The sequence below is a fragment of the Plebeiibacterium sediminum genome (genome assembly GCF_026013605.1).
Taxonomy (GTDB): Bacteria; Bacteroidota; Bacteroidia; order Bacteroidales; family Marinilabiliaceae; genus Saccharicrinis; species Saccharicrinis sediminus.
On the sequence record NZ_JAPDPJ010000102.1, the window covers coordinates 1 to 11,858 of the forward strand.

Sequence of the window (11,858 nt, forward strand, 5' to 3'; positions counted from 1 at the left end):
GATGTAATTTTGTCACACTAACCATTTTTAGTTACCCAAATCCAAGGGGGTCAATATGACCGGAATGAGGGGTCAACATCACCGGAATATCTAATCGGCATTAAGATTGCTGAAAATCTTTCAAAGTATTATAGTTATTTAAGAGAGCAATTAGATTCGCTCTCTTTCTCAAATGATGAAGAAGAAAGAATAAAACGTATAGAAAAGAACTGTAAAAGATTATCTCCAAAATATATAGATTTACGACAAGTGTCTCATCTCGAAAGTGCTCTCATTAAAAAATATGTGATTAGCAAAGAAAGAATTAAATGGAAATCATCCGTTTCAAATTTGATTTTTTTCTTAAAGAAGTGTGAAGAAAATAATATGGTGTTTTTTGATGAAAATGAAAGCGAAGCAGACTTAGCTTATCGTTGTTTTTATCCACACGAAATTTCTAATGGAAAAATCAATAAAGAAAAAGATTCATATATACTTAAAACACTACAGTCTGAAAAATCAAAGATCGTAAATAAAGAAATTGTACCAACCTTTGATATTTCTTTCGAACACTAAAAAACATTTCTCTAAAACTGCCACTAAAACTCTAATAACTAATTCAATAAGTAAAATATAGTTTCTCCATGTAATTTCTCCGAGTATTCTCTTGCCCACCCTATAGCTTTGTCGACATAAAATTTAGAAATAATGTCAACAGAGAGTAATACAATTATAGTTACCGATAAAGAAACACTTAATAAGATAATCAACGATGCAGTCTATCGTGCATTAGAAGAAATATCATATCAAAAGAAACCACCTTCTGATAAAGATATTGGTGGAATCGAACTCGCTATGGAAATCACAGGTTATGCCAAGTCAACTATCTATAATCTAGTTAATTCCGACAAGATACCTTATATAAAAAAGTATGGTCGACTATATTTCAGTCGTGAAGATTTGCTTTCTTTTTTAAAATCAGGCAAAAATGTAATCAAAGATAATACAAATATATTAAAATGAAAAAATGGATAAGAATAGATTTAACCTTGGACTTGTATGTTATGATCTAGTAAGAAAGGGACGATTTGAAAAACATGATTTTAATGGATTTTATGTAAAAACCGCTTCATCTAAACAGGGGTCTCAATTGCATGCTTATATGAAATTTGATTTTTCCGATAAATACATGGTTTACAAAGCGGTAGCCGAACTCTTTGGTAAATATGTAAAATACGAGAAATATCAAAGATTAACTTCTATGCGTGTTGATCGCTTCAGTAGTAAAGCTAAGTATTATGGTGACTATAGAGATTTTGAAAAAAATACTAAATCACTGGTGTTTATTGAATTCATTACTCGTGCACGATTTATCCTTTATTATTGTCATGACCATTATCCTAAAGTTGATAATATGTGGACATATATCAACAATCTTCTACAGGATGATAGACTAATAAAGGCAAAGGAAAAAATATTAGTAAAAGCAAATAATTCAAATAAATATTACCAATGAAAATCAAAAGCATACTAAGATATAAGGTACAGGATGAATCTGTATATATTAGTAAATTTAGTGACTACTGTAAATACTATACTTTAATCGGGGTTGAAAATCCAATTGAACCAATGCCAATTTCAACTCAATTACTTATCTCTGAAAGTAGTCGGTTACTACATAAAAATATAAAGCATGAAATATTCGGCAGGTATATTTCAAGAAGAAGCATAAAGCCAATACCTGAATACAAATTCATTTCAGGATTATTACCTATTACGTTTGAAGAAGAACAATATCACTTTGGAGATTTTCATAGTATAAAAACTAAAAGAAAATCTTTGTTTCTAATTAGTCTGCAAAATAGTATCAATCTAAATATAATCTATTTTGAAGATTACTACCCTAATTCAGAAGAACTTTATCAACAAGTGTATAACTTGATTAAAACCAATAAAAGAGACTTAGATTCATAATTTTATAAATCATGCAATACCAATACACTTATTTTTCGATTCCCGTAGAGTTAGCATACTGGGCTATTACAAACAAAAAGAGCAGGTTGGTTCAGGTATATCTATGTTTAAAGGCTTTATGTGATGGCAAGCTTAAAATCAACTCGGAAACGCAAAAATGTATTGCTAATTTTATTGGTGTAAAATCTCGACAAACAATTAGTAACCATTTAAATCAACTACTTGAATTAAATTGGGTAGGGTATAATAATAAATCAGGTTATTATTTTATTAGAAGTTTTGGGTTTGTAATGAATCAGCTAGGATTTAAAAGGCAAACATTAGCAAAATTTGAAATAGATGATATTAAAATTATAAAGGCATTCTTTATTGGAGCAATTATTTCAGATTTGATAAAAAAACAGAAGCGACAGATAGTAAGGACGGAGCGGTTAAAAGGGCGCTTTTATCAATCCCGAAAAAATGTCGCTTCTTTTTATCCTATCGCGAATATTGCATTAGCAAAGATACTTAACATATCCATATACAGTGCATTTAAATACAAGCAGTTAGCTAAAGATTGCAATTTCATAGAGATTAAAAACAATAGAAGATTATTGAAGATAAATAAAAATGAACTCTGGATATATCGTAAATCAATTGATGAGAAAGAATCTAGCAAAACAAGAATAATAAATATTTCCGATAATCAACACATTGTCTATACGCAGGAAATAGATACTGTCAAAAGTAATGTCATTCTTGCTATTGGTAAAAAAAACAAATCATCTATAAGGGTATATTAAACGCCCACCTTTAGGTGGGGAGATAACAATACGCGGTGCTTAAGTGTTGATATTCAATACATTAACGCCGTTTGTTTAAATGATATTTTGAATATCATTTATATTATTTCTTTATCAGTAGTTTTAAAACTAAAAAGTTCAATTAGTGTTATATCCAAGGATTTACAAAGATTATCAATCGTTTTTAAAGTTAGGTTCAACTGACCTTTTTCTATTCTTCTTACAGTTGAATCATCAACCTCCATCATATCTGCAAGATCTTTCTGTAAAATCCCTTTCTCCTTTCTTAAAAATACAACACGCTCACCTAATAGTTTTTGCAGTTCTTCAAATGGGATATTTTTATCAGAGTCGTTAAGCATGTAGAATTTGAAAATTTTAACACAAAAATTCAAATAAACAATTGGCTATTAGAGTGCATATGTGCACGGTATTCCTTTTTTACTATATTTGTCTAGTTATAAGGTAAAACATGAAATTGTCAGATATGGATGAAAAAAATAATATTAGAAGGAAGTTAATCACACGAACTATTATAGCATCAGCGATTATCCTATCTCTGGTTTGGTTTGGTTTAAATAAATATAATAACCTTACAGAGGAAGCTATTTGTATTGCCGCAAAAGGTGTTGTTGAAGACTTGGTTATTAAAAATCCATATTTGGTTGACGAAAAATGTTTAGAAGTTAAAATCTTAAATAAGATAGAAAAGAATAAGTATAAAGGAATTGCAAGAATGGAATCTAAAAAGCAATACTTTATTGAAATAGAGCATTTAAGTGATTATGTTCTTGTTGAAATAATTCCAACGGTAGAAGTCAATTAGATTAATAAATATGTATAAAGAAAAGATAGTTTTTTCAATAGCATTTGGGATTATAATATTTTTGGATGCTTCAGTCATGCGAGCTTTAATAATTCACTCTGCTTCAAACCAATTAGTTTTTAAAGCGTCGGATGGAATAGGCTTTTTCAATGCCTTGCTGACACTTAGAGGCCTTGATATTATTTTAGTTTTTGGTCAGTTACTAGCATTAATAGGTCTTTCTACAATAGTTATCAATTTGTGGAAAAGGCCAACTAAGAATGCTTAATAATACCATAAGATTAAGTTATTTTACGCCTTACCCTTTGGTGTACCTTCGAGTGGATTAAAACGTTTGATGAGTGTTTAAATTGTTTATTGAAAATGGTATTGGACAAAAGGAAATATTAACTATGTATTTTGGGTTCGACATTTTAAACGAATTACATTCCTAATAAGTAAGTACTTTATAACTTTGATAAATAAGACTAAATACATCCAACTAGTTTTATCGGGTGATTAAATAGGCTTGGTAATCTTTAAAATTTTAATTGTGATTGAATGTTCAAAAGATAAACAGATACTACCGGCATCACATTGTGTAATATGTGGTTTACCTAGCTATCAATCTGGTAATATGATAATAGAGCAAAAGGCCAGAGGTTTTTGTTTTTCACGATCTTCTATTAAAGGAGGCAATAAGGATAAAAGATATATCAGTTTACACTTGAATGAATCAAAGAGTCAATATATGGTATTCTGGGGTGAGGATAGTTTTTGGCAAGAAAATGCAATGCATAGAGCCATTAAAATATATAGTTCTGGAAAATTGCCTTGGTTTTGTTCTTACTGTGGTAAAAGGGTGTGTTCAAAATGTGGATGTGCACTCGCCTCTCCTGTTGGTAGTGACTTTATAAGCAATACTGGATTTATTGTTCATTCTCCATTGTTAGGGGTACAAATACCATGCACTAATCCCATGTGTGATAACTATAAAACACAGGTTGAAAAAAAGTAATAATTATTCATGATACATCTTAACACAGAAAATATCTAAATTTATTCAGACAAAGGTTGAAATCTGTATTAATACCTCATCCATATACAAACCATTAAACATCTTTTAATTACATCAAAAATCACACCTATATAGTTATTTTAATTTCAGCTTAGATAAGGATAACTATCAACTTATGAATACGAATATTTCACTGGTAGTCATTGAAGGAAGGATTACAACTTTTTTTAAAAAAAATTATTTATAGAGACGGTAAGGATTTGGTAAATTCATGAAAAAATTAAATTCCAATATTAATCATAAAGATTTAGAGTTGACGTAAACAAATAGTATAAACCTACGTACCAGACGAATACGGCCTTGTATGGTAGTGGGTAGAGTTGAGAAAAACCCTTAATTATTTGTCAAATATTTTAATAAATTGATCAAAATGAGTGAAAAAAGATTACTTAAAATTAGTTGATAAAATGAATTTATACTACTTTGTTTTTTTTATTATATTTTAGATATAATTTTGCGCTCCATATTTAAATAAATCAATGGCAAAAAAACATCATTTAGATACAACAAATATTTCAAATGTAATTGATCAATATAAGCAAGTTTATAATATTAATGTAGAAGAAGGTAAATCTTCTGGTAATTTGTGGAAGCAGTATAAAATTGCTAATAATGGATCAACAGGAACGTTAGATATATATAAAGACAAAAAAGGTTTGTATTCCTACAAGGCTAATAATGAAAGTGCCTCTAAATTATGGGAATTTATTTACGAGAATACTTTCATTGAAGAAATGGGAGTTAAAAAATATTCGTTTACTAACTGTTCATCTGAAAATTTTGAGGATATATTAGATTTTTTAGGTAATGAAAATAAAATTGATGAAATTAATACGGCTGATTCAAGTGTAGCGAAACGGGTAAAAATAATTAGTCCTTCTAAAGATGAAATTACATTAACACGATATAACAACGGTAGACTTTTATTTCAAGGTAGAGCTTTTGCTGCTGCTAGAGACTTTTATTCAGCGGCTACATTAGTTTTAAATTTAGAAAATAAAAGAGAAGAATATCTTGGTTTATTTGAAAATAAAAATGATGACATTCTTGATAGTGACTTTGAAAAGGTTTTACCTGATGCACATGATAAAATGTCAGAAGCTATGCTTAATGTTTTGTCTAGTTCAATTATTTTGATAAATGGTAAACAAAAGTTATCCGACTATTGTTGTTATGTAATGTCTGCGTGTAGAGTTTTAGAAGGTGTTTTGAAACTAAAATTTCGAGAACGACGTTTAACGATAAATAATAAAAGAGGTTTTAAAGATTGTTTTGAACCAGGGTCTGGCACAAATCACAGAATGACTTTGGATACAGCAACCAACTATATCAAAGATGGTAAAGAACAGACTATATTAACTAAACTATACAATTTTTTAAGAGTACATAGGAATCCTTGTGCCCATTTTGATATTATTGATGAGGAAAGTAATCTTCTAACGTATGAAGAGGCTGTAGAAATCACAAATGAGGCAATTGGATTAATTAATGAAACCTATAAAATAATGCCATGAAAGAGAATCAATATTTCCATATAAAGAACATTGAACCGAATACTGTGCTAGTAATTGCTACAGACGTATTAAGTTTGGATTCTTATATTGATGAGATTGAAAGTGCATTATCTCAGTTTAATACTGATGTGATTGTTTATTTTGATCTATTAATCAAAAACGGTACTAATAAAAGATTTTATTGTGCTGATTTTAATGGAAAGAAGAAACAGGTTTCTGGACTCAAAAAGTGTATTCCAAATGAACGCATACAAAAATATTCAGATGTATATTTTAAAGATAACATTCAACTTATAAATGAGTCTTTAAAAATTAGAAAAGCAGAGAAGTGGTGGATTCAGAAAAAAGGAACATTACATTTGACTGTTAATTGCTAATTGCATTTTGTCTTGAATAATAAGCTTACTATTCTATTATTTTTAAGATAGTTACATAATTCTTATTCCCGTTTCTAGATGGAGAAATAGAAAATCTAACTTTTGAACCTGTGGATAATTTATCTATTAAAGGAAAATTAATAGATAGGCTAAAATATAGATTTTGGTTAGTATATTTTATAAATCCATCCTTCCCTCTATTATTGTCATGTAATATTTTTACAATTTCTCCAATATAAGAAGAATTGTCAGGGTTTCTCATAATTTTGATATTGGTTTGTTTTCTATCATGTTTTCGGCTGAAATTAATTACCTCTTTCATAAGTGTATCTATTTCTGAAATAGGGATTTCATCATTTTTAAATTGAGCTAATTCAGTTATTAACGATTGAGATAATTTCCATTCTTTTTTTTGTCTAATTAATTTAGAAAGTGATATGTGTTTGAAAGCAATGTCTAGTTGATTCTTCTCCATAAGAATTCTTCCAAGAAGAAGTAAAAGATCAACTTTAAATTCAATTGGTCCATATGAATTTATTGCTTCAGTTGCCATTTTGAATGCTGAATTAATTTCATTCTTCTCAAAATATAATTCAGCCAATTCTTTTTGGATAAACCATTCATTTTTCTTTTGAAGTATTTTTTCCAGTTCATTTATAGTGTCATCAATATTTCCAAGATTTTTCATTGATAATGCTATCCGTCTAGAAAACCATATATCATTCGAATAATGAAATGTATCAATATTTGCCAATGCCTCTTTTGACAATTCAAAACAAGTTTGCCACTTTCCTAATTTTAAGAGAGCTTTTGTCTTATATGCATACCAACTTTCAAGGTCAGAAGACAATTCCATATCTTTAATTCTTCCTTTTCTTTTGATTTGAATGGAAGATGTTTCTTTAGAAAGAACAGTTGGGCTAAATAAGTCACAAAAATCATTAATTAATTTCCAGTCTGGTTGTTTTTTTTTCTTTTCTAAATTAAGAACTGAAGAAAATAAATTTGAAATTAACGTTTTAGAAAAATCACTGTTTTTTTGTAAAAGAATGGGTATAAGAAGTTTAATTTTTTGTAATGTATTACTTTTAGATAAGTAGGAAATCTTAACTTCATTTTGATTAAATTCTTCAAAAGAAAGAACGTCTACATGAGTAGGCTCGTCCCTATTGTTTTCCTTATACATTGCCCATAATAACCAACCATAAGCCAATATAACTCTTTCTTTTTGAATAGAATCTATAGGTATTTTATACAATTCTAAAAACAAAAGCCCTTGCTCATATTGATTTGTATATCTTAGGCATGAAATAATATCTGATATGATATATTCGTTATTTTTAATTTGAAGCGGATCGTAATTTTGTTTATTAATTTTGAAATAACTAAGTGCTTCAGAATATTTTTTTTTCTCTTTAAGAGATGCAATCTGTTTACTAAAATCAAATAAGGAAGTCATAATTTTATTATTCGAGACTTAAATTAGTATTTTTATCATAAAAATACAACAATACCGGAAAGAATGAAATTGCAAAATTATTAAAATTATGAACAAAACAGATAGTTATATTAATTTCAATTAAATTTTAAAGTGTAGTTTATCTTTTTAGTAGTAAGAAGCTGTTTATTAATGGATTTTATACATCTTTTCTACTAAATATCATGTTACCTTATAATTTTACTATTATCTTTATGATAAATAAAATATCGTATGGAGGAAGTAAAATATATTAGAGTTTCAACTACAGACCAGAATACTGCACGCCAAGAAAACACAAATCTGAAACAATATATCGATAAATGTAGTGGTACAATTCCTTTTGCTGAAAGAAAAGAGGGTGTTAAATTACTGAAAGATATTAATAACGGTAAAATAAGTGCTGTTCGAGTTCATTCGATTGATAGAATGGGGCGAAATGCAATGGATATTCAAAAAACCATTGATTCAATCACATCGAAAGGCATTAACATTATTATTGAAGATTTAGGAATGAATGCACTGTCTGGTAATGGTTGCCTTAATCCTATGTTTAAGCTCATCACAGATTTACTTGCTAACGTTGCTCAAATGGAACGCGAAAGTATTAAGAAAAGGCAATCTGAGGGTATTGCAATTGCAAAAGCTAGAGGAGTTTATTCTAAATCTCGTAATCGAAAAAAGTTGAGTGATGAGGACTTAGTAGCTAAGAATAAAGCGATAGTTAATTGCTTAAATGCTAATATGAGTCTCCAAAAAACAGCAGAAGCTACAGGAAAAAGTATTCCTACGATCTGTAAGATTAAGAAAATTCTCATTCAAAACGTTTAGCTATATTTACATAGAACCTCTTACCTTAAAACAGAAGAATAACCATGATGAAAAAATGTATGCTATGTAAGACTAAATATGCGGACAAAACTGGTTCACATATGGTTCCTCATTTTCTTTTAAAAAGAATAGAAAATATTAAAGGAAAAAAAGGAAGGGGTTATGAACTTGGCTTTACTATTCAAGAATCTGAAATCAAGTTTCATTTCGGACAGTCCGTCTTACCTGAGAAACTTGAAGAAGTAATTGGTGAAATTACCGACAAAGAACGAGAAGAAAATCGCAATCCTCACATTGTTGATCATATATTCTGTTCTGATTGTGAAAAGCGACTTGCAGTAGTCGAGTCTGCATATGCAAAAACAATTACAAAGACAGGTACTGAAGATTATGAATCTGGCATAATATCATCATTGGGAATGTTATTCTGGGCGAGTATCGTTTGGAGAATGTCCATTAATGGAAAAAGTGGAGTAATCTTAAAAAGTGATCAGAATGAGAAATTAAGACAAATCTTAGATTGTTTTCTACCTGACAAAATTGAAAATTTAGATGAAAATGGAATAAAAGAGAATGGTCTAATGAACTCTATGTCCTATAAATTGATGAGATTAACAGAACTGAATGACGAAGATGCTAAGTTTCTCTTGTTTCATCCTGATTTCTATAACCCATTATGTATACTTATTGGAGAGTTCTTATTGTGCTTTAGTTTAGAAAATAGGTACGATGACCTTAATACAAAAGATTTATTTGGAATAAATAAGATGGTAAATGATTCTTCAACTAATACTGTCCTAGGCAATGAGGTAATTAAACCAATAGATAGAACAACTTCCAAAATGTTTGAATCTAATGTTGTTACAAGAATTAAGAAGGAGTATCATGGTAAAGCTAAATAAAACTTATGAGTGGTAGAAAAGAGTATTTCGAATCATATGATGGAAGAAAATGCGATTATTGGAGGAGGTTTACTAATAATAGCATTATCGTTAGTATTGACATCGAAAAGTTTCAAACTAAAAGAAGTAAAAGCAAAAAGGAGAACTTAAAGTTTCAGAATCATATACTGGAAATACTAATAAAGGAAAGCAAAAGGTGTTTTAGGGGTAAAGTTGCTGTGGAGTTTTTGTTTAAGATAAACCAAATGAACCCACCTGCTATCCAATCACTACTTAAGCATTATATAGATCTCATACAATCACCAGAGGAAGAAATAAAAACGAACAGAAAATACCTTTTAATTAAGGATGATTCTCAAATAAAAGCTTTGTCAGCCCATTATCATGAGATAAAGATATCTGAACGCCAGAATCTCACAATGACGATTATTCCTTTCCGTGATTTTGTTCTTAATTTAGAATTTGCCAGAGATATAGAATGTGGAAAGTTCAAGGAACTTACTAAATCTTCTTATAGAGAAGGTTTTAATATCAATGAAAAAAAGTATAATGATTGGGAATATGAAGATAACAGTTTGTTCAAAGGCCTAGTAATTGATTTAAATGGAAGAAAATTAGACTTCTATGAGTTCTGTAAAGATGTGCGTCAGGAAGAATTTAAAAAGGACTTATTGCACGAAACATCAAAGATCTCTGCAGGTGATATTTTATGGTTAATAACCCCTGATCAACTTTTCAAAAGTGACAAACTTTCCTTTTCAACAAATATAATTGGACGAGTTGGTGTCTTAGACGGTTTTTTCAATATGAATTTTGGAAGTGTCCCAGTTTCTGATGGTGAAAGAAAGATATTCAAAGACAAAATTGAAAGTGAGATTATTAAATGGTGGGCTGATAATGGTAAAAGATTATTACCTAAAAACCCAGCAATTTCTTTAAGCTTATTCTATGAAAAACCATGTGCTAAAACACACGATCTAGATAATTTACTAAGGTATGTCTTGCCTATCTTCGATAGGTTAATTAATAATGAAAGATATTTTAAGACCTTACCTTATGTTGAAATATATGAGATTCAAACAATCTCATCAAATATTGATACAGGCAATTTATATTTAAGGATTAATGATTATAGCTCTGATAATATTTTTAGGAGAATCCAAAGTCTGATTAGGGAGTAAAGGTAATATTTACCATATAGATAAACGGTAAATTTATTTAGAGCCTAAATATTGAGGGTAAGATGTCCCCGCCAAGGCTCTTTGAAAAATATATTTACTTTCCCTTTTTAATAGGATTAAAAATCCAGTAATTTGTTTGCAGCTTCCTTCTTACTTTCAGTATCAAAACTATCAAGGTAATTCTGAGTCGTTTTTAAACTACTATGTCCTAAACTTTCAGATATAAAGGATACAGCGTATCCCGAGTTCTTAAGGATGGTTGAGTAGGTATGCCTCGCTACATAGCTTGTTAGAATAAGAGGAAAGTCTAGTTCTTTTCCTATTCTTTTCATGTATTTATTGGTAGTCTTTATACCTTGGTTAATCCTTTTCAACTCATCATTAGGGCTTAAACCATCTGATAATATAGGAAATACATAAACATTAGGGTTCACATGTGGATTACCCCACTTTTTAATTATTGTTTTAATCTGGGGTGTTATTATAGCTAAAATCGGTTTAAGGTTCTGCCTGTTGGTTTTTTTAGTTTTAGTTCTAATAAAGGTTATCGTTTCATTTTGGAAGTCTATGTTCTTATATTTCAGTTTAAACATATCATTCATATTAATACCGTTACATAGATAACTAAAAAACCAATAGTCTTTAGCTCTATCTTCTGGGGTACCTTCTAGTGTTGGGTATTGATATAATCTTTTTAATTCGTCTTTTGTAAGGGCCTTTTTAATGTTTCGGCTTGCTGGAATTTGATATTTACCTTTCCCGAATGGATAACTTAATTCTGATATTACATTGTCATTTTTTGCGAGGTTACAAATAGCCTTTAAGGGTCTAAGATAAAATCCTACAGTAGAAATTGATTTGTTGGATATTCTTGATCATGTTGACCCCCTTTCCCGAAGCCGGTTCATGTGATGTTTTCCGCATGACATTCCGGCGGATGTTGACCCCTTTAAGT

General features: G+C 29.5%; 16 protein-coding genes. 13 read left to right on the plus strand and 3 right to left on the minus strand.

The genetic code is table 11. The features are described 5' to 3' along the window. The first annotated feature begins 249 nt into the window (after window positions 1-249). The 5 genes from OM075_RS22980 to OM075_RS23000 all read left to right on the plus strand — a co-directional run bounded on the left by OM075_RS22980 (window position 250) and on the right by OM075_RS23000 (window position 2,738). On the plus strand, window positions 250-555 hold the full coding sequence (locus OM075_RS22980; protein WP_301192905.1) for a hypothetical protein: 306 nt from the start codon (window positions 250-252) through the stop codon (window positions 553-555). A gap of 132 nt (window positions 556-687) precedes the next feature. Next, window positions 688-1,002 (plus strand): helix-turn-helix domain-containing protein, encoded by a 315-nt coding sequence (locus OM075_RS22985; protein WP_301192906.1) that lies wholly within the window; start codon window positions 688-690, stop codon window positions 1,000-1,002. Window positions 1,003-1,006: 4 nt separating this feature from the next. Next, window positions 1,007-1,495 carry a hypothetical protein gene (locus OM075_RS22990; protein WP_301192907.1) on the plus strand — a complete coding sequence of 163 codons (489 nt, stop codon included), beginning with the start codon at window positions 1,007-1,009 and terminating at the stop codon, window positions 1,493-1,495. Next, window positions 1,492-1,953, plus strand: a complete 462-nt coding sequence (locus tag OM075_RS22995; protein ID WP_301192908.1) for a hypothetical protein — start codon at window positions 1,492-1,494, stop codon at window positions 1,951-1,953. The genes OM075_RS22990 and OM075_RS22995 overlap by 4 nt, the downstream gene beginning before the upstream one ends. Window positions 1,954-1,964: 11 nt before the next feature. After that, window positions 1,965-2,738, plus strand: a complete 774-nt coding sequence (locus OM075_RS23000) for a hypothetical protein (protein ID WP_301192909.1) — start codon at window positions 1,965-1,967, stop codon at window positions 2,736-2,738. 98 nt (window positions 2,739-2,836) lie between these two features. Here the strand turns inward: OM075_RS23000 and OM075_RS23005 are convergent, their stop codons facing one another. Next, window positions 2,837-3,100, minus strand: coding sequence for a helix-turn-helix domain-containing protein (locus OM075_RS23005; protein ID WP_301192910.1), 264 nt, complete (start codon window positions 3,098-3,100; stop codon window positions 2,837-2,839). Window positions 3,101-3,225: 125 nt separating this feature from the next. On the opposite strand from OM075_RS23005, the gene OM075_RS23010 reads away from it, so the two are divergent. The 5 genes from OM075_RS23010 (at window position 3,226) to OM075_RS23030 (ending at window position 6,512) form a co-directional block, all read left to right on the plus strand. Beyond that, window positions 3,226-3,564 carry a hypothetical protein gene (locus OM075_RS23010; RefSeq protein ID WP_301192911.1) on the plus strand — a complete coding sequence of 113 codons (339 nt, stop codon included), beginning with the start codon at window positions 3,226-3,228 and terminating at the stop codon, window positions 3,562-3,564. Window positions 3,565-3,574: 10 nt separating this feature from the next. Next, a complete protein-coding gene (locus tag OM075_RS23015; protein WP_301192912.1) occupies window positions 3,575-3,832 on the plus strand; it encodes a hypothetical protein in 258 nt (85 codons plus the stop codon). 264 nt (window positions 3,833-4,096) lie between these two features. Continuing rightward, a complete protein-coding gene (locus OM075_RS23020) occupies window positions 4,097-4,561 on the plus strand; it encodes a hypothetical protein (protein ID WP_301192913.1) in 465 nt (154 codons plus the stop codon). Between the two features lie 539 nt (window positions 4,562-5,100). After that, complete coding sequence (locus OM075_RS23025; protein WP_301192914.1) at window positions 5,101-6,135, plus strand: type II toxin-antitoxin system RnlA family toxin; 1,035 nt, start codon at window positions 5,101-5,103, stop codon at window positions 6,133-6,135. Next, window positions 6,132-6,512: a type II toxin-antitoxin system RnlB family antitoxin gene (locus tag OM075_RS23030; protein ID WP_301192915.1), complete on the plus strand. Its 381-nt coding sequence runs from the start codon at window positions 6,132-6,134 to the stop codon at window positions 6,510-6,512. Before OM075_RS23025 ends, OM075_RS23030 begins: the two co-directional genes overlap by 4 nt. Before the next feature lie 28 nt (window positions 6,513-6,540). Here OM075_RS23030 and OM075_RS23035 read toward each other — a convergent pair whose 3' ends face one another. Beyond that, window positions 6,541-7,971 carry a DUF7017 domain-containing protein gene (locus OM075_RS23035; protein ID WP_301192916.1) on the minus strand — a complete coding sequence of 477 codons (1,431 nt, stop codon included), beginning with the start codon at window positions 7,969-7,971 and terminating at the stop codon, window positions 6,541-6,543. 252 nt (window positions 7,972-8,223) lie between these two features. Here OM075_RS23035 and OM075_RS23040 point away from each other — a divergent pair, with 252 nt between their 5' ends. From OM075_RS23040 to OM075_RS23050, 3 genes are read left to right on the plus strand one after another with little or no spacing between them, the layout of a single operon-like run. After that, on the plus strand, window positions 8,224-8,820 hold the full coding sequence (locus OM075_RS23040) for a recombinase family protein (RefSeq protein ID WP_301192917.1): 597 nt from the start codon (window positions 8,224-8,226) through the stop codon (window positions 8,818-8,820). A gap of 59 nt (window positions 8,821-8,879) precedes the next feature. Then, the gene (locus tag OM075_RS23045; RefSeq protein ID WP_301192918.1) at window positions 8,880-9,722 is read left to right on the plus strand and encodes a hypothetical protein; all 843 of its coding nucleotides are present in this window, start codon (window positions 8,880-8,882) and stop codon (window positions 9,720-9,722) included. A gap of 5 nt (window positions 9,723-9,727) precedes the next feature. Then, on the plus strand, window positions 9,728-10,903 hold the full coding sequence (locus OM075_RS23050; RefSeq protein ID WP_301192919.1) for a hypothetical protein: 1,176 nt from the start codon (window positions 9,728-9,730) through the stop codon (window positions 10,901-10,903). Between the two features lie 116 nt (window positions 10,904-11,019). On the opposite strand, the gene OM075_RS23055 is transcribed toward OM075_RS23050, so the two are convergent. After that, window positions 11,020-11,772: a tyrosine-type recombinase/integrase gene (locus OM075_RS23055; RefSeq protein WP_363321649.1), complete on the minus strand. Its 753-nt coding sequence runs from the start codon at window positions 11,770-11,772 to the stop codon at window positions 11,020-11,022. Window positions 11,773-11,858: the final 86 nt, after the last annotated feature.